Here is an 18,087-nt window from a genome sequence, read left to right as displayed (position 1 = left end):
CTCCATAAAAAAAGAAGTCATCCGGCATGAAAAAGACACGTTATACCGAAGAAAAAATTACATTTTTCCTAAAGAAGGCCGAAACTGACACACGGCTAGAGACAGTCTGCAGAAAGATGAGGATTTCAGAAGCCACCTTTTACAATTGGAAAAAGAAGTTCGGTTGCATGGGAGTGACGGACACCGACGTGCGCGTCCGGCAGTCAGTGCAACAGACCAGTGCAGGAGCATGGGTTGCGTGAGGATGATGTGGTCGCGGTGATGAAGTGTCTGAACATTCACGGGTTCCTGTCACTGGAAGATGCGCAGGAAAAGGTCGAACGCTGGCGACAGGAATATAACCAGCAAAGACCACATTCCTCATTAAATAACCAGACTCCGACGGAATTTGCTCGAAGTCTGAAAAACGCCCCGGATCTCTTATTTAGCCTGGCACCGATAGTGAGAGGAGATCAAAAAAACTAAATCACGCGGGAAAATTGCTGCGTTCTGAGCTTGCTACGTAAATAGACGTCAAAGCACATGCAGATATTGCGGATCAGCAAACGTCCCTTCGGTGTCACCACCAGCCCGCCTTCCTGACTATCGACCAGCCCATCGGCCACCAGCGGTGCCAATAACGCTAAATCCTGCTCAAAGTAGGTTTTAAAATCGATAGCGTATTCCGTTTCAATCGGCGCATAACTGAGTTGGAAATTACAGATCAGCGTCTTAATCACATCGCGGCGGAGACAATCATCACGCGTCAGTTGTAATCCACGCCACAGACCATTTCCTTTGTCTTTGACCTGCGCATAATACTGCTTTAACTCTTTCTGGTTCTGGGCATAACTATCACCGATCATACTAATCGCCGAAACGCCCATACCAAGCAGATCGCTATCACCCTGCGTCGTATAACCCTGGAAATTACGATGCAACTTCCCTTCTCGCTGCGCCACCGCCAGCTCATCGTCCGGGCGAGCAAAGTGATCCATACCGATAAACTGGTAACCCGATTGCGTCAGCGATCCTATCGTCTGTTGCAGAATATCCAGTTTTTGTTCTGCACTCGGTAAATCAGCGTCTTTAATCTTACGCTGTGCTGCAAACAGGCTAGGCAAATGCGCATAGTTAAAAACGCTAAGCCGATGCGGGCTTAATTCAGCAACGCGCTGTAGCGTAAAGGCGAAGCTCTCCGGCGTTTGTTTCGGCAGGCCGTAAATCAAATCAATATTGGTTGAGGTGAAACCCAGCGCCTTTGCCCGTTCAATAAGGGCAAAAATAAAGTCTTCATCCTGCTCACGGTTGACCAGCTTCTGAACGTCTTTATTAAAATCCTGCACCCCCATGCTAAGGCGGTTAAACCCTTCGGCACGCAGATGGTCGAGAACGTCCAATTCAATTTCCCGCGGGTCAACTTCAAGCGACAACTCCGCCTGCTCGGAAAAAGAGAACAGCTCGCGTAGTAACGACATCAGTCGGCTGATTTGTACTTTATTCAGGTAGGTCGGCGTACCGCCGCCCCAATGCAATTGCGTCACCGTGCGTCCGACAAATAGCGGCGCACGCTGGCGAATTTCCAGTTCCAGCACATCAAGGTATTCATCCGCTTTATGCTGCTGACGCGTAACCAGCTTATTACAGCCGCAGAAATAGCACAGCCGGTGGCAAAAAGGGATGTGGATATACAGCGACAGAGGCCGCTGCGGATAACGGGCAATGGCATGCTGAAACGCAGGCTCACCATAAGCTTCGCTGAATTCTAACGCTGTGGGATAAGACGTATAACGCGGCCCAGAATAGTTATATTTTTGAATCAGGGCCAGATCCCAGTCAACGGACGGTATCGACATATTCGCTCACTCCTTCCAGTTTTTACTCGGTGGGTTATCCTTCCCCTCCTTCAGATCACCAAAAAACGGCGTTCAAAAGCGCTCCCGGCATTTCGCTACTTGCTCATCCCTGATGACTCGCAGCACTACAGGGCGGCGTTCAAAAACGTTTCCTATGTTCTTGTCTTGGGCGCCGCACCTGATTCACGCGCCCGTTAAACAGGGCGCGATGCAGCCGGTGCTTACGCTTCGACAATAGCCATAGTTTACTGAACAGACAGAGCAGATAAAACGCAACCAGCAATATCAGGAACAGAAACAGCCATTTCATTGATTAGAACGCGTCTTTCGGGTTATTACGTTTTAAAAGCTGCAACATGTCTTCCTGTTGCTCTTCTTCGTCATCATCATCACCCAGCTCGATTCCAAGCTCTTCCATCAGGATATCGATACGATCCAGCGTTTCGTCAACCCATGACTGATCTTTGGCACTCAGCGTTTCGCCGCTATCCAAGCGATCCAACAAAGCATCCAAACGCGGATCGTTTTCTAACATTGCCAGCTCTTCTTCTGGAGACATTGTCGGCTTGGCAGCAACGACCTTCTCCACAGGCTCAGAAGGCTTCGACTTAGGCTTCGGTTTAGCGATAGCGCTATCCAACACGCCAAGCTGTACAGGCTTTTTACTACCAATACGCGGATCGGCGACTTTACGTTGGCCAGAATTCTGATCGGTAGACGATTTTTCCTGAGTTCGGCTGCCCGCTGCATGGCCACGACGTTTTTTATCTCTTTTCCGCTCACGAGCTTCGCGCTCCAGTTCTTCGCGGGTTTTTCTTTTTACTTTAGGTTTTCCTGCCTTATCGGCAGCCCCTTTGACAGGTCGGTTCATAATGTTGTTCTCAGGTACACAGATATAAGGGAAGTGCGGCGGAATCTAGCAGAAAGCTGGGTAAGAAAAAAGCGCTCACATCAGGCGGATGAGCTTTTCTTTTCATATCAGTCTGCTGCACTTTAAGGCAGATAAAACCGCCTTTATTGTCAGTTACAGGTATAATCCCCAACCAGACAGAGATCCAGACAGAGATAACGATCGTGACCCAGCAATATAACTATCACATGACGCGTTTTATCATCAGCGCCCCGGATATTCGCCACCTGGCAACAGATAGCGGTATTGAAGTGGCCTTTGCTGGGCGTTCTAACGCCGGAAAATCCAGCGCGCTGAATACGCTGACCAACCAGAAGAGCCTGGCACGAACCAGTAAAACGCCGGGTCGTACCCAGTTGATCAACCTGTTTCAGGTAGCTGACGGCGTGCGTTTAGTCGACCTTCCCGGCTACGGCTATGCCGAAGTACCGGAGCAAATGAAGATCAAATGGCAACGTGCGCTCGGTGAATACCTGCAAAAGCGTAACAGCCTGAAGGGTCTGGTTGTGCTGATGGATATTCGTCATCCGCTGAAAGATCTCGATCAGCAAATGATTCAGTGGGCAGTCGATGTCAAACTTCCGGTCTTAGTACTGCTGACCAAAGCCGATAAGCTGGCTTCAGGCGCACGTAAGACACAGTTGCATATGGTTCGCGAAGCTGTCGCGCCATTTATGGGTGATATTCAGGTCGAGGCATTTTCGTCACTGAAAAAAATCGGCGTCGATAAACTACGGCAGAAATTAGATAACTGGTTCAATACCTTGCAACACATTGTAGAAGAACAAGACGCTGAATAATCCTTTCGCGTGGTGCAGAGTGCCATCACTCGCATCACGCCATCACTTTCCCTCGACGATACCCCACCAGACTCGTTCTTTTCACACCTGAAAGCATGCGAACACATCGCAGTATGTCACACAGTTGCCAGCGTTTTGAGGGTAAAACGCTGAATAAAGCCCATAAAAAACGCCCCGCTCAAAACTGAGCGGGGCGGCTAATATTCAGCCAAATCCGATTACGTGAAGTAAAAGGTCTGAAAGATAGAACATCTTACCTCTGTACCCTACGTCTTTAACTCTACCCTATTTTTTCGCGGGAACAAAGGCTTTTTTGTTGTTTACTTTCATAGAAAATGGTTATCGATTACACAAAGTTAAACCAGGTCACACAATACTGTTATTTAATTACAAAAATAGCGCAAGAATCGGCCATTAATGGGCTTGATCCCAGTTCATACCTGTACCGATGTCTACCTGCAACGGAACATTCAATTGCATACAACCTTCCATTAATACTTTGATTTTACTAATAGATTCTTCAACAATCGAATCATCAATCTCGAAAACCAACTCATCGTGAACCTGCATGATCATCTTCACCTTTGGCGCGTCTTTCTGTAGCCAATCGTCAATCGCGATCATCGCTTTCTTAATAATATCGGCAGCGGTGCCCTGCATCGGGGCATTAATCGCCGCACGTTCCGCGCCTTTACGCGCCATAGCATTACGCGAGTGGATATCTGGTAAATAGAGACGGCGACCATCCAATGTAGACACATAGCCATGCTCCGCGGCCTGTTGGCGCGTCCGCTCCATGTAATCCTGCACACCAGGATAACGCTCAAAATACAGGTTCATGTATTTCTGCGATTCGCTACGGGGGATGTTCAACTGACGCGACAAACCAAACGCGCTCATGCCGTAGATCAGACCGAAGTTGATCGCTTTCGCACTACGACGCTGTTCTGATGTCACCTTATCCAACGCGATGCCAAACACTTCTGACGCCGTTGCCCGGTGGATATCCAGCCCGTTTGCGAACGCATTCAACAACCCTTCATCACCCGATAGATGCGCCATAATACGCAGTTCGATTTGCGAGTAGTCAGCCGCAACAATGCTATAACCTTTAGGCGCAATGAATGCCTGACGAATACGGCGTCCCTCATCGTTACGCACCGGGATGTTTTGCAGGTTAGGATCGCTGGAAGACAAACGTCCAGTTGCAGTAACAGCCTGATGATAAGAGGTATGCACGCGCTTCGTCGCCGGATTGATCATCAGCGGCAACTTATCGGTGTAAGTCGATTTCAGCTTGGCCAACCCTCGGTATTCAAGGATTAGCTTCGGCAGAGGGTAATCCAGCGCCAGTTCAGCCAGCACTTCCTCATTGGTTGACGGTGCACCTTTTGGCGTTTTCTTCAGAATCGGCAGCTTTTGTTTTTCATACAGAATTCCCTGTAGCTGCTTGGTCGATGAGAGATTGAACTCTTCGCCCGCCAACTCATAGGCTTGTATTTCCAATTCCGCCAGACGGGTTGTTAGCTCTTTTGAGTGTTCCGCCAGAATTGCAGGATCGATCAGCACGCCAGTACGCTCGATGCGGGATAAAACAGGAACCAGCGGCATATCGATGGTTTGGAAGACCTGACACAGATCGGCATGCGGCTGGAGTTTCCCCCACAGTGTCTGATGCAGATGCAGCGTAACGTCCGCATCCTCGGCCGCATACGGCCCAGCCTGTTCCAATGCAATCTGATTGAACGTCAGTTGATTTTTTCCTTTACCCGCGATCTCTTCAAAGGTAATGGTTTTGTGTTTCAGATAGCGCTCGGCCAAGCTGTCCATATCGTGACGACCCGCCACGCTGTCGAGCACGTAAGATTCCAGCATGGTATCAAACGCGATGCCGCGTAAATCGATGTCATACCGCTGCATCACGCCTTTATCAAATTTGAGATTCTGACCAATCTTAAGCAGCTTCTCATCTTCCAGCAGCGGTTTTAACAAGGCCAATACCGTGGCACGATCCAATTGATCCGGCGCATCCAGATAATCATGTGCCAACGGTAAATAAGCCGCTTCGCCTGGCTTAATCGCAAATGACAAACCAATCAGATTAGCAGTGAGCGTATCCAGCCCATCAGTTTCCGTATCAAAAGCGAAAACATCAGCCAGTTTTAAACGCTCACCCCAATCCAACAGCGTTTTTTCATCAAGGATCGTGACATAACCATCGGCAGACAGCGTAGGTGCGTTATCTTCTTCAACCGCCTGCTCAACCACCGCATTATTCACAGTCTGAACAGGCTGGCTGCTCTTTTTACCCTGCATCCAGGTGCCTGATTCAATATCTGATAACCAGCGTTTAAATTCATAACGGGAAAAGAGACGATGCAGCTCATCCACATCCAGCTCGTTAACAGTGAGCTGATCGCAACTGAGTTCAAGCTCAACATCCGTTTTAATAGTGGCAAGCTGATAAGAGAGGTAGGCCACTTCTTTATGTTGTTCCAGCTTCGGCGCCATGGTTTTCGCACCACGGAAGGAAAGCCCAGCAATTTTATCGAGATTTGCATACAGCGAATCCAGCCCGCCGAGCCCTTGCAGTAGCGCCTGGGCGGTTTTCTCCCCAACGCCAGGCACACCAGGAATGTTATCCGATGCATCCCCCATCAGCGCAAGGAAATCGATAATCAGCTCTGGAGGAATACCGTATTTATCACACACTTCCTGTGGGCCAAGAATGGTGTTGTTCATGGTATTAATGAGCGTTACGCTCGGCGTCACCAGTTGTGCCATATCTTTATCGCCAGTGCTAATCAGCACCGACTTCCCGGCTTTTTCCGCCTGCACTGCGAGTGTACCAATCACATCGTCCGCTTCTACGCCAGAAACCGCCAGAAGTGGTAACCCCATCGCTTTCACCATATTATGCAGAGGCTCGATCTGTTCGCGTAAATCCTCCGGCATAGGTGGGCGGTGAGCTTTATAGTTTTCAAACAACTCGTCGCGAAACGTTTTCCCTTTTGCATCAAAAACAACGGCAACATGGCTGGGGCTATATTGCTGCAACAAACTGCGTAGCATATTCAATACGCCATACATTGCACCGGTGGCTTCCCCCGCGCTGTTTGTTAACGGTGGAAAAGCGTGATAGGCACGATACAAATAAGATGAACCGTCTACCAGTATTAAGGGATTTTCTGCAATCTGAGCCATAACCTGCCGTGATCGTTGTTAGTCTGTCATAGCACTAAGCATGCCATAGGTCGGAGGAAGAGACGATCCTTAACGTAAGATATTGGTTGATTTTTCATGGATCCTCGCAAGATCTTCCTGTGGATAAGTTTGTGAGTAGTTTTATTCACGTAATTATTAATTTCTCCTTTTATCTAATGGATTTATTTTATATTGATTAATTTCATTGGGTTATAATATAAATCATTTATTTTTACGGCATGATAATCCGTCATCCAGTTTGTGGATATAAACGAAAAGATAAATAGAGATTGTAGACGGTGAGATATAAAAGATAAGAAAGTAAACGGCTTGAAGGTATAAAGCCATGCGGTTAACCCGCATGGCTCATAAGTGATTACTTTTTAGTAATAAGGAATTTCACCACATCAGCATACTGTTTTACGTAAGCGTCCATTGAGCTAGTATCAAGACCATCGCTCTTGATCATATATTTACCATTAACGAACATCGCTGGAACACCACGTAATTGCAAATCTGCAGCAGCTTTTTCCTGTTGAGCAACCAGAGACTTCACAACAAAGCTATTCAGAGCACTATCAAACTCTTCCGCAGTTACACCAGCTTCCACAAAGACTGCGCGAATATCTTCCGGTTTTTGTACGGTCTGTGTTTTCTGAACCGCATCAAACATCAGCGGGGTAATTTTATCTTCTACGCCCAGCGCCATAGCAACAGCCCAAGCCTGAGTCAGATTTTTACCCAATGTGCCCAAAAAATTCACATGATAGCGTGTCATCTTTGTCCCTTCTGGCAGCGCCTTTTTTACTGCATCCGGGACATGATAAACCTGCTCAAACTGATAGCAGTGCGGGCAATAGAATGAAAAAAACTCAAGAACCTGAGGCTCTTGGGCTGCAGGTTTATCTAATTCTACATATTGCTTACCGTCAGAAAATTCTGCAGCAGAAGCACTAAATGCCAGAACGACGCCAATCAGCGCAAGCCATAATTTTTTCATAAACTTAACTCTCTCCATTTAATTTCAGTACATTGGCATTAGCTGTAGAGGAGGTTCCTGCAACAACTGAGTTTGCCCAATAAATATTGCCGTTTGCTTCAACCAGAAATCGGCATCCGTCATCCAAGGGAAATTTTTCGGAAAAGCAGGGTCTTCCCAGCGACGCGCAACCCAGGCCAGATAATAAACCTGCCGCATCGCACGAAGGGGTTCAATCAACGCCAGTTCTTTCTCCTGAAAATCCGCAAATTCGCTATAGGCTTCTAACAAGATATCCAGTTGAATACGCTGTTCACGACGATCGCCATGCAACAGCATCCATAAATCCTGTATTGCCGGGCCATTGCGGGCATCATCCAAATCCACAAATAGCGGGCCATCACGCCACAAAATATTTCCTGGGTGACAATCACCATGCAGACGCAATGGACGCCAGTCGCTGTGCCAATAAGTCTCAACTGTATCAATCAGTTGATGGGTTGCCTGTAAAAAATCATGTCGATGTATTTTCGGTATTAGCGGGCATGTCTCCAGCAGACGATAAGGTTCATGCAAATATTCATTTACCCCAATCGTCGGGCGCTCGGAGAATAACGATTTCTGCCCCGTCTGGTGAATTCGTCCAAGAAAACGTCCGACCCACTCTAGCTGGTCTTCATTATCCATTTCATACTGCCGCCCACCCACGCTAGGGAATACGGCAAAGTGAAACCCTTCATAGACGTTCAGAGTCTGCCCATTAAGAAAAATGGGTGCGACAATAGGGACTTCATCTTCCGCTAATTGCTGGGCAAAAATATGCTCTTCCTGAATTTGCGCTGCGCTCCACCGTTCAGGGCGATAAAATTTCACCACGAATCGTTTACGATCTTCATCCGCAAACTGATACACGCGATTTTCATAGCTGTTTAACGCCGTCAGGCCAGAATCAACACGCAACCCAACGCCCAGCAAGGCATCCATGATCAGATCTGGGAATAGCGTCTGAAAATTAAAGACTGAACTACTCATCGCAGCCACAAATCATTAGAGATGGAATACGATAACTACACACGATAGCTGACATAATGAACGTGTTATTCCTTTGCACTAGTCTTTAATAACCCCACGGGCACGCAGCAAAGCTGTTTTAAAATCTTCCTCGTAGTCCTTCTTCAGACCGGGAATGACTTGTTCTTTATCTGCATTACGCATTTTCAGATGGTAAATAAGGATATCATCAGTCAGTTCATTTAACTGCCCCTCGAACCCCGCCTCCTGTGCAAGGTTTTGTAAAAATTGCACCAGGTTTAAATCGGGCTCTTTTTGCCAGGCTGGATGCAGCAACTCGATCAGCTCATTAACACGATGACATTTCATTTTTTTCTCCTTAAAAACGATTTGTACTCAATAAATTTCAAGAAGTAGAAAACAGCTTGAACAATGTTGAGCATATAGCGATAAAAATAACAGCCTTGCGCACATGAGGAAAGAACTTGGTCTTCTGTGAAAGTTTTCAGAGAATAATGTATGGTTTCTCCCTTACGAGCTTTCGATACAGAGAAAAGTGGGCATAGATAATTGGCAATTGAAATGATTACAGGCGTTATTCTCGCGGGTGGACGTGCAACGCGCATGGGTGGGCATGATAAAGGTCTGATAGCGCTAAACGGTGTGCCGCTATATTTACACGCGCTGTCTCGGCTTAAAGCACAGGTCGATGAGATCATCATCAGCGCTAACCGCAATCAGGATGTGTATGCACAAAGCGGGTACCGAGTTATTGGTGACTCTGATGCAACCTTTCCAGGCCCGCTGGCAGGTATCCTGAGTGGATTACATGCATCCACGTCCGAATGGGTCATATTCGTTCCTTGCGATGTCCCTGCCTTTCCTCTCGACCTGGTACACCGTTTATGGCAAGCGCGGGGGGAAGCAAATGCCGCTTATGCCACCGATGGGGAACGTCCACATCCCACATTACTCTTAATCAATAAAAACCTTATTGAGTCGTTGGAAGCTTATCTACATCTCGGAAATCGTAAGTTAATGCTATTTATGGAACAGGTCGGAGCAAAAACCGTTTTATTTAACGATCAACCGGAAGCCTTTCACAATTTGAATTCACCTGAGGATTTATCCAACTGGGAGGATCAACACAGTGAACTCTAATCGTTTGCCCTTACTCGCTATTGTCGCCTACAGCGGTACAGGTAAAACAACGTTACTTAAGCACGTCATCCCTCTGCTGGCTAATCGGGGCATTCGAGTCGGATTAATTAAACATACGCATCATAGGATGGATATTGATACACCGGGCAAAGATAGTTATGAACTGCGTAAGGCGGGAGCGGCACAAACCATTGTTGCCAGCAGCGAAAGGTGGGCATTGATGACGGAAACACCTGACCAGGAAGAACCCGATATTTATGATCTGGCAGGGAAAATGGATGCATCAACTCTCGATTTGGTTCTGGTTGAGGGTTTTAAGCACGAAAAAATCGCTAAAATAGCCCTATTTCGTCAATCGTTGGACAGAGAGTTGCATGATTTGATCGATGAATATGTCATCGCGATTGCGGCAGACTCCGAGACAGATACCATACTGCCAGTGCTTGATATCAATAAGCCAGAGCAAGTGGCTAATTTTATCCACCAATGGCTTCAAACTAGCCGTCTATAAGTGCAGGGAAGGCTGTTATTTATACTAACCTCATGGTCTTCCGGGCAAAAAATTCTCCATAGCAAAAAGCCCCTGTCTTTCGACAGAGGCTTTCCACTTATTTGATGCCTGGCAGTTCCCTACTCTCACATGGGGAAACCCCACACTACCATCGGCGCTACGGCGTTTCACTTCTGAGTTCGGCATGGGGTCAGGTGGGACCACCGCGCTATCGCCGCCAGGCAAATTCTGTTTCATTCCAACCGTCATACCCAAGTCGCTTTCGCTTCTCATCAGTACAACCATCAGAACCAATCTTTGAACAAGCTGAACATCAAAATCTATGAGTCTTTCATCACCCACAAAACACCTTCGGTGTTGTAAGGTTAAGCCTCTCGGGTCATTAGTACTGGTTAGCTCAACGTATCGCTACGCTTACACACCCAGCCTATCTACGTCGTCGTCTTCAACGGCCCTTCAGGGACATCAAGTGTCCAGGGAAGACTCATCTCGAGGCAAGTTTCCCGCTTAGATGCTTTCAGCGGTTATCTCTTCCGCACTTAGCTACCGGGCAATGCAATTGGCATCACAACCCGTACACCAGTGGTGCGTTCACTCCGGTCCTCTCGTACTAGGAGCAACCCCTCTCAATCTTCCAACGCCCACGGCAGATAGGGACCGAACTGTCTCACGACGTTCTAAACCCAGCTCGCGTACCACTTTAAATGGCGAACAGCCATACCCTTGGGACCTACTTCAGCCCCAGGATGTGATGAGCCGACATCGAGGTGCCAAACACCGCCGTCGATATGAACTCTTGGGCGGTATCAGCCTGTTATCCCCGGAGTACCTTTTATCCGTTGAGCGATGGCCCTTCCATTCAGAACCACCGGATCACTAAGACCTGCTTTCGCACCTGCTCGAGCTGTCACTCTCGCAGTCAAGCTAGCTTATGCCTTTGCACTAACCTCCTGATGTCCGACCAGGATTAGCTAACCTTCGTGCTCCTCCGTTACGCTTTGGGAGGAGACCGCCCCAGTCAAACTACCCACCAGACACTGTCCGCAACCCGGATCACGGGCCTACGTTAGAACATCAAACATTAAAGGGTGGTATTTCAAGGTTGGCTCCATGCAGACTGGCGTCCACACTTCAAAGCCTCCCACCTATCCTACACATCAAGGCTCAAGGTTCAGTGTCAAGCTATAGTAAAGGTTCACGGGGTCTTTCCGTCTTGCCGCGGGTACACTGCATCTTCACAGCGAGTTCAATTTCACTGAGTCTCGGGTGGAGACAGCCTGGCCATCATTACGCCATTCGTGCAGGTCGGAACTTACCCGACAAGGAATTTCGCTACCTTAGGACCGTTATAGTTACGGCCGCCGTTTACCGGGGCTTCGATCAAGAGCTTCGCCTTGCGGCTGACCCCATCAATTAACCTTCCGGCACCGGGCAGGCGTCACACCGTATACGTCCACTTTCGTGTTTGCACAGTGCTGTGTTTTTATTAAACAGTTGCAGCCAGCTGGTATCTGCGACTGGCTTCAGCTCCATCCGCAAGGGACTTCACCTACGCGCCAGCGTGCCTTCTCCCGAAGTTACGGCACCATTTTGCCTAGTTCCTTCACCCGAGTTCTCTCAAGCGCCTGAGTATTCTCTACCTGACCACCTGTGTCGGTTTGGGGTACGATTTGATGTTACCTGGAGCTTAGAGGCTTTTCCTGGAAGCGTAGCATTGGTTACTTCATCACCGTAGTGACTCGTCATCACGCCTCAGTGTTAACGATGACCCGGATTTACCTAAGTCACCCACCTTCACGCTTAAACCGGGACAACCGTCGCCCGGATAACCTAGCTTTCTCCGTCCCCCCTTCGCAGTAACACCGAGTACAGGAATATTAACCTGTTTCCCATCGACTACGCTTTTCAGCCTCGCCTTAGGGGTCGACTCACCCTGCCCCGATTAACGTTGGACAGGAACCCTTGGTCTTCCGGCGTGCGGGTTTTTCACCCGCATTATCGTTACTTATGTCAGCATTCGCACTTCTGATACCTCCAGCAACCCTCACAGGCCACCTTCAACGGCTTACAGAACGCTCCCCTACCCAACAACACCTAAGTGTCGCTGCCGCAGCTTCGGTGCATGGTTTAGCCCCGTTACATCTTCCGCGCAGGCCGACTCGACCAGTGAGCTATTACGCTTTCTTTAAATGATGGCTGCTTCTAAGCCAACATCCTGGCTGTCTGTGCCTTCCCACATCGTTTCCCACTTAACCATGACTTTGGGACCTTAGCTGGCGGTCTGGGTTGTTTCCCTCTTCACGACGAACGTTAGCACCCGCCGTGTGTCTCCCGTGATAACATTCTTCGGTATTCGTAGTTTGCATCGGGTTGGTAAGTCGGGATGACCCCCTAGCCGAAACAGTGCTCTACCCCCGAAGATGAGTTCACGAGGCGCTACCTAAATAGCTTTCGGGGAGAACCAGCTATCTCCCGGTTTGATTGGCCTTTCACCCCCAGCCACAAGTCATCCGCTAATTTTTCAACATTAGTCGGTTCGGTCCTCCAGTTAGTGTTACCCAACCTTCAACCTGCCCATGGCTAGATCACCGGGTTTCGGGTCTATACCCTGCAACTTAACGCCCAGTTAAGACTCGGTTTCCCTGCGGCTCCCCTATTCGGTTAACCTTGCTACAGAATATAAGTCGCTGACCCATTATACAAAAGGTACGCAGTCACCTAACAAGTAGGCTCCCACTGCTTGTACGTACACGGTTTCAGGTTCTATTTCACTCCCCTCGCCGGGGTTCTTTTCGCCTTTCCCTCACGGTACTGGTTCACTATCGGTCAGTCAGGAGTATTTAGCCTTGGAGGATGGTCCCCCCATATTCAGACAGGATGTCACGTGTCCCGCCCTACTCATCGAACTCACAACTTGTGCATTTTTGTGTACGGGACTATCACCCTTTACTGTGCGACTTTCCAGACGCTTCCACTAACACACAAACTGATTCAGGTTCTGGGCTCCTCCCCGTTCGCTCGCCGCTACTAGGGGAATCTCGGTTGATTTCTTTTCCTCGGGGTACTGAGATGTTTCAGTTCCCCCGGTTCGCCTCATTACGCTATGTATTCACATAATGATAGTGTGTCGAAACACACTGGGTTTCCCCATTCGGGTATCGTCGGGTATAACGCTTCATATCAGCTTACCGACGCTTATCGCAGATTAGCACGCCCTTCATCGCCTCTGACTGCCTAGGCATCCACCGTGTACGCTTAGTCGCTTAACCTCACAACCCGAAGGTGTCTTGAATAAATCAAGGTCACGTTCGCGCTGCGATTATTTGAGAGACTCATTGACAGACTGATGCATCACGATGCACCCGAAGGTCATCGTGTTTTGTCAGCCGTCATGTTTCAATTTTCAGCTTGTTCCAGATTGTTAAAGAGCAAAACATCGCAGTGCACCCAAACAGGTACACTCTGATGTTTTTTATCATAGCGAGTAGTGATGGTGGAGCTATGCGGGATCGAACCGCAGACCTCCTGCGTGCAAGGCAGGCGCTCTCCCAGCTGAGCTATAACCCCGTCTCTACTTACAGTTACCTTAGATACCACTCATGGAAGAGTTGGTAGGCCTGAGTGGACTTGAACCACCGACCTCACCCTTATCAGGGGTGCGCTCTAACCACCTGAGCTACAAGCCTATTAAGGTATTTCTGCTCGTTATTTTCATCAGACAATCTGTGTGAGCACTTCACTTAACACACATCTTTTTGGTAAGGAGGTGATCCAACCGCAGGTTCCCCTACGGTTACCTTGTTACGACTTCACCCCAGTCATGAATCACAAAGTGGTAAGCGCCCTCCCGAAGGTTAAGCTACCTACTTCTTTTGCAACCCACTCCCATGGTGTGACGGGCGGTGTGTACAAGGCCCGGGAACGTATTCACCGTAGCATTCTGATCTACGATTACTAGCGATTCCGACTTCATGGAGTCGAGTTGCAGACTCCAATCCGGACTACGACGTACTTTATGAGGTCCGCTTGCTCTCGCGAGGTCGCTTCTCTTTGTATACGCCATTGTAGCACGTGTGTAGCCCTACTCGTAAGGGCCATGATGACTTGACGTCATCCCCACCTTCCTCCGGTTTATCACCGGCAGTCTCCTTTGAGTTCCCACCATTACGTGCTGGCAACAAAGGATAAGGGTTGCGCTCGTTGCGGGACTTAACCCAACATTTCACAACACGAGCTGACGACAGCCATGCAGCACCTGTCTCACAGTTCCCGAAGGCACTAAGGTATCTCTACCGAATTCTGTGGATGTCAAGAGTAGGTAAGGTTCTTCGCGTTGCATCGAATTAAACCACATGCTCCACCGCTTGTGCGGGCCCCCGTCAATTCATTTGAGTTTTAACCTTGCGGCCGTACTCCCCAGGCGGTCGACTTAACGCGTTAGCTCCGGAAGCCACGCCTCAAGGGCACAACCTCCAAGTCGACATCGTTTACAGCGTGGACTACCAGGGTATCTAATCCTGTTTGCTCCCCACGCTTTCGCACCTGAGCGTCAGTCTTTGTCCAGGGGGCCGCCTTCGCCACCGGTATTCCTCCAGATCTCTACGCATTTCACCGCTACACCTGGAATTCTACCCCCCTCTACAAGACTCTAGCCTGTCAGTTTTGAATGCAGTTCCCAGGTTAAGCCCGGGGATTTCACATCCAACTTAACAGACCGCCTGCGTGCGCTTTACGCCCAGTCATTCCGATTAACGCTTGCACCCTCCGTATTACCGCGGCTGCTGGCACGGAGTTAGCCGGTGCTTCTTCTGCGGGTAACGTCAATCGACAAGGTTATTAACCTTATCGCCTTCCTCCCCGCTGAAAGTGCTTTACAACCCGAAGGCCTTCTTCACACACGCGGCATGGCTGCATCAGGCTTGCGCCCATTGTGCAATATTCCCCACTGCTGCCTCCCGTAGGAGTCTGGACCGTGTCTCAGTTCCAGTGTGGCTGGTCATCCTCTCAGACCAGCTAGGGATCGTCGCCTAGGTGAGCCATTACCTCACCTACTAGCTAATCCCATCTGGGCACATCCGATGGCAAGAGGCCCGAAGGTCCCCCTCTTTGGTCCGAAGACGTTATGCGGTATTAGCTACCGTTTCCAGTAGTTATCCCCCTCCATCAGGCAGTTTCCCAGACATTACTCACCCGTCCGCCGCTCGTCACCCGAAGAGCAAGCTCTTCTGTGCTACCGCTCGACTTGCATGTGTTAGGCCTGCCGCCAGCGTTCAATCTGAGCCATGATCAAACTCTTCAATTTAAGATTTGTTTGATTTGCTGAACTCGTCAGCGATGCTCAAAGAATTAAAACTGTTTATTCGTAATGAATTTACTGTTGTTCACTCTTCAAGACTTTTTATATCGTTAAGATACGGTCTTGTGAGTGCCCACACAGATTGTCTGATTATATTGTTAAAGAGCAGTGCCACTTCTTCGGTGGCGCGGGCTGCATATACTATGCTAATCCGCTTTAAAGTCAAGTCATTACTGACCGCCTTTAGTAAATCTTTTTTCTGTCACCGCAACGGTGTGTCGCTGTTGCCGTGTCAGTGGAGGCGCATTATAGGGACTTCTCGGCGGCTGACAAGCGCTAAATGCAAAATAATTTCCGAGTGAGGTTTTTTTCAGCAAGGCGCATTAAAAGACGCCGTTATGCCGGATTTTTCAGCGTTTCCTTAGCCCAAATGTTACCGAACGGACTGACGCACCATTAATTCCGGGGTCAGCACCAACACATTAGGTTCAGTATTTGGATGTTCCAGACGATACAGCAGCGTATCGACCGCCAATTCGCCGAGCTCATCCTTTGGTTGATGAACCGTAGTGAGAGGCGGAGACATATAGCGGGCCAGTTCAATATCATCGTAACCAATAACTGCCATGTCTTGAGGAATTGAAAGCCCAGCCTGATAAAGCGCGTGGTAAACACCAACAGCCATTGCATCGTTACTGGTGAATACCGCTTCGGGTTTATCTTCCAGCGCTAATAACTGTTGCATCGCGCGATAGCCCGTTTCAAATTCAAAATCACCAAAAATTTCATAATCAGTGGGAATGGATAGCCCAGCGAGTTGCATCGCCTGTCGATAGCCCTCCAGTCGGTTATAGGCTGTCGTCTTATCTTTCGGACCCGCAATGCAGGCTATCTTTTTATACCCGCGAGAAATGAGGTGATTGGTGGCAATCTCTCCGCCAAGCAAAGAGTTATCTTTAATAACATCGATAACACCTTCAAAAGGTGCCCAATCCATCATGACCATAGGAACAGAAGGATAGCGGCTCATCATTTCAGGCAGGGGGCGATGGCTTTCAGTGCACATCAGCAATACACCGTCGACCCGCTTTTGCAGCAGCGTTTCAAGGCTATGACTCATTCTGTCGCGATCGCCTTCGGTGTTGCACAGAATCAGGCTATAGCCCCGCTCATAACAACAGCGTTCAACGCCACGCACGACTTCAGCATAAAACGGGTTACTACTGGCCGTGAGCAACATGCCGATGGTGCGGGTCTGGTTTATTTTCAGACTTCTGGCTAGCGCAGACGGCGCATAGTTGAGATCCTCAACGGCCTTCGTCACCTTTTCGCGAATGGTATCGCTGACAAACCGATTGTTATTAATGACGTGAGATACAGTAGAAGTAGAAACGCCCGCCAGACGGGCGACATCTTTCATGGTAGCCAAAGATCACTCCTGAGCTTGCAAAAATGCGTCGATCTCTTCGCGCCATGGGACAGAGGGTTGAGCGCCTCGGCGAGTTACCGCAATCGCTGCCGCCGCATGAGCGAACTTCACCGCTGAAGACATTGGCCGATTTTCCAACAACGCGGTAACCAACGCACCATTAAAGGTGTCTCCGGCAGCAATAGTATCCACGGCTTTTACACGATACCCCGGAATACGCTGCCCTTGACCACGTTCACTCAACCATACGCCACGGCTACCCAATGTAATCAGAACCGTTTCAATGCCTTTGTCATGAAGAATCTGTGCTGCGCGAGCGGCATCCTCTTCCGTCTCAACGGTAATTCCCGTCAAGAACTGCGCTTCGGTTTCATTCGGCGTGATCATATCGACCAGTGATAACAGTTCATCAGGCAGTTCACGAGCAGGGGCAGGGTTAAGAATCACCTTTGTTTGGTGTTCATGCGCCAATTTGGCTGCGGCGATAACCGTTTCCAACGGCGACTCAAGCTGCATCAGCAACGCAGAAGCATCAATGATGTGTTGCTGATGACGGTGAAGATAATCTGGTGTCACAGCAGCATTCGCGCCTGCGTTAATGGCAATCATGTTCTCAGCGTCAGCGTTAACAAAAATCAGCGCAACGCCCGTTGTTTCCCCAGAGATAGCCTCAACGGCGGAAACATCAATGTTATCCTTGGATAGCTGCTGACAAATGCGAGCACCAATATCATCGTTTCCAACGCTGGCAATAAAAGCAATATCCGCACCGCTTCGGCCAGCGGCAACCGCTTGGTTAGCCCCTTTTCCGCCGAAAGCGACACTATATTGTTCACCGATCACCGTTTCGCCCGGGCGGGGAAATTGCTCAAGATTGAGAATATGGTCAGCATTAATACTGCCCAGCACCACCAGCTTACCCGTTTTCATTATGTCGAATCCCGCTACGTT

The 18,087-nt window shown here is 49.0% G+C and carries 13 protein-coding genes, 2 tRNA genes, 3 rRNA genes and 1 pseudogene; 5 read left to right on the top strand and 14 right to left on the bottom strand.

Translation table 11 applies throughout. The features are described 5' to 3' along the window. Nucleotides 1-26: 26 nt before the first annotated feature. Nucleotides 27-242 (top strand): transposase, encoded by a 216-nt coding sequence (locus A8F97_RS25355; RefSeq protein ID WP_050512699.1) that lies wholly within the window; start codon nt 27-29, stop codon nt 240-242. A gap of 22 nt (nt 243-264) precedes the next feature. After that, a pseudogene (locus A8F97_RS25350) lies at nt 265-465 on the top strand (integrase core domain-containing protein); the annotation flags it as partial. Here A8F97_RS25350 and hemN read toward each other — a convergent pair. Beyond that, nucleotides 462-1,835 carry an oxygen-independent coproporphyrinogen III oxidase gene (hemN, locus tag A8F97_RS18905; RefSeq protein ID WP_014702103.1) on the bottom strand — a complete coding sequence of 458 codons (1,374 nt, stop codon included), beginning with the start codon at nt 1,833-1,835 and terminating at the stop codon, nt 462-464. The pseudogene A8F97_RS25350 and the gene hemN overlap by 4 nt on opposite strands. Nucleotides 1,836-2,148: 313 nt before the next feature. Continuing rightward, nucleotides 2,149-2,706, bottom strand: a complete 558-nt coding sequence (gene yihI / locus A8F97_RS18900) for a Der GTPase-activating protein YihI (RefSeq protein WP_014702104.1) — start codon at nt 2,704-2,706, stop codon at nt 2,149-2,151. A 203-nt stretch (nt 2,707-2,909) separates the two neighbouring features. Here yihI and yihA point away from each other — a divergent pair, with 203 nt between their 5' ends. Next, the gene (gene yihA / locus A8F97_RS18895; RefSeq protein WP_082218662.1) at nt 2,910-3,545 is read left to right on the top strand and encodes a ribosome biogenesis GTP-binding protein YihA/YsxC; all 636 of its coding nucleotides are present in this window, start codon (nt 2,910-2,912) and stop codon (nt 3,543-3,545) included. Nucleotides 3,546-3,749: 204 nt separating this feature from the next. On the opposite strand, the gene spfP is transcribed toward yihA, so the two are convergent. From spfP to A8F97_RS18875, 5 genes are all read right to left on the bottom strand, one after another. Further along, entirely contained in the window at nt 3,750-3,797 is a 48-nt protein-coding gene (gene spfP / locus A8F97_RS25345; RefSeq protein ID WP_071892919.1) for a small protein SpfP, read from the bottom strand. 162 nt (nt 3,798-3,959) lie between these two features. Beyond that, nucleotides 3,960-6,749: a DNA polymerase I gene (gene polA, locus A8F97_RS18890; RefSeq protein WP_033072414.1), complete on the bottom strand. Its 2,790-nt coding sequence runs from the start codon at nt 6,747-6,749 to the stop codon at nt 3,960-3,962. Nucleotides 6,750-7,125: 376 nt separating this feature from the next. Beyond that, nucleotides 7,126-7,749, bottom strand: a complete 624-nt coding sequence (gene dsbA / locus A8F97_RS18885; RefSeq protein WP_014702107.1) for a thiol:disulfide interchange protein DsbA — start codon at nt 7,747-7,749, stop codon at nt 7,126-7,128. A gap of 24 nt (nt 7,750-7,773) precedes the next feature. After that, nucleotides 7,774-8,760, bottom strand: a complete 987-nt coding sequence (locus A8F97_RS18880) for a serine/threonine protein kinase (protein WP_033072413.1) — start codon at nt 8,758-8,760, stop codon at nt 7,774-7,776. A gap of 78 nt (nt 8,761-8,838) precedes the next feature. Further along, nucleotides 8,839-9,108 (bottom strand): YihD family protein, encoded by a 270-nt coding sequence (locus tag A8F97_RS18875; RefSeq protein ID WP_014702109.1) that lies wholly within the window; start codon nt 9,106-9,108, stop codon nt 8,839-8,841. Between the two features lie 213 nt (nt 9,109-9,321). On the opposite strand from A8F97_RS18875, the gene mobA reads away from it, so the two are divergent. Further along, nucleotides 9,322-9,900, top strand: coding sequence for a molybdenum cofactor guanylyltransferase MobA (mobA, locus tag A8F97_RS18870; protein WP_033072412.1), 579 nt, complete (start codon nt 9,322-9,324; stop codon nt 9,898-9,900). Further along, the gene (gene mobB, locus A8F97_RS18865; protein ID WP_014702111.1) at nt 9,890-10,411 is read left to right on the top strand and encodes a molybdopterin-guanine dinucleotide biosynthesis protein MobB; all 522 of its coding nucleotides are present in this window, start codon (nt 9,890-9,892) and stop codon (nt 10,409-10,411) included. The genes mobA and mobB overlap by 11 nt, the downstream gene beginning before the upstream one ends. 106 nt (nt 10,412-10,517) lie before the next feature. On the opposite strand, the gene rrf is transcribed toward mobB, so the two are convergent. From rrf to rbsK, 7 genes are all read right to left on the bottom strand, one after another. Continuing rightward, nucleotides 10,518-10,633: ribosomal RNA gene (rrf, locus tag A8F97_RS18860) — 5S ribosomal RNA — on the bottom strand. Nucleotides 10,634-10,772: 139 nt separating this feature from the next. Continuing rightward, nucleotides 10,773-13,680: ribosomal RNA gene (locus tag A8F97_RS18855) — 23S ribosomal RNA — on the bottom strand. 222 nt (nt 13,681-13,902) lie between these two features. Then, a tRNA-Ala gene (locus A8F97_RS18850) sits at nt 13,903-13,978 on the bottom strand. A 42-nt stretch (nt 13,979-14,020) separates the two neighbouring features. Then, nucleotides 14,021-14,097 (bottom strand) — tRNA-Ile (locus A8F97_RS18845). A 73-nt stretch (nt 14,098-14,170) separates the two neighbouring features. Then, a 16S ribosomal RNA gene (locus tag A8F97_RS18840) occupies nt 14,171-15,713 on the bottom strand. The 16S, 23S and 5S rRNA genes sit together here with 2 tRNA genes alongside, the layout of an rRNA operon. Before the next feature lie 427 nt (nt 15,714-16,140). After that, nucleotides 16,141-17,136, bottom strand: a complete 996-nt coding sequence (gene rbsR, locus A8F97_RS18835) for a ribose operon transcriptional repressor RbsR (protein ID WP_014702112.1) — start codon at nt 17,134-17,136, stop codon at nt 16,141-16,143. A 3-nt stretch (nt 17,137-17,139) separates the two neighbouring features. Then, nucleotides 17,140-18,066 carry a ribokinase gene (gene rbsK / locus A8F97_RS18830; RefSeq protein WP_014702113.1) on the bottom strand — a complete coding sequence of 309 codons (927 nt, stop codon included), beginning with the start codon at nt 18,064-18,066 and terminating at the stop codon, nt 17,140-17,142. Between the last annotated feature and the right edge of the window lie 21 nt (nt 18,067-18,087).

Origin of the sequence: Pectobacterium parmentieri (assembly GCF_001742145.1) — a bacterium.
Lineage (GTDB): Bacteria > Pseudomonadota > Gammaproteobacteria > Enterobacterales > Enterobacteriaceae > Pectobacterium > Pectobacterium parmentieri.
The sequence above is the reverse complement of the archived record's forward strand: the minus strand, read 5'-3'. Positions and strand labels throughout refer to the sequence as shown.

Bases quoted from the DNA above. Each gene is read 5' to 3' on its own strand.
- polA (WP_033072414.1), bottom strand. From the start codon at position 6,749: ATGGCTCAGATTGCAGAAAATCCCTTAATACTGGTAGACGGTTCATCT.
- dsbA (WP_014702107.1), bottom strand. From the start codon at position 7,749: ATGAAAAAATTATGGCTTGCGCTGATTGGCGTCGTTCTGGCATTTAGT.
- A8F97_RS25355 (WP_050512699.1), top strand. From the start codon at position 27: ATGAAAAAGACACGTTATACCGAAGAAAAAATTACATTTTTCCTAAAG.
- yihI (WP_014702104.1), bottom strand. From the start codon at position 2,706: ATGAACCGACCTGTCAAAGGGGCTGCCGATAAGGCAGGAAAACCTAAA.
- hemN (WP_014702103.1), bottom strand. From the start codon at position 1,835: ATGTCGATACCGTCCGTTGACTGGGATCTGGCCCTGATTCAAAAATAT.
- A8F97_RS18875 (WP_014702109.1), bottom strand. From the start codon at position 9,108: ATGAAATGTCATCGTGTTAATGAGCTGATCGAGTTGCTGCATCCAGCC.
- mobA (WP_033072412.1), top strand. From the start codon at position 9,322: ATGATTACAGGCGTTATTCTCGCGGGTGGACGTGCAACGCGCATGGGT.
- A8F97_RS18880 (WP_033072413.1), bottom strand. From the start codon at position 8,760: ATGAGTAGTTCAGTCTTTAATTTTCAGACGCTATTCCCAGATCTGATC.
- rbsK (WP_014702113.1), bottom strand. From the start codon at position 18,066: ATGAAAACGGGTAAGCTGGTGGTGCTGGGCAGTATTAATGCTGACCAT.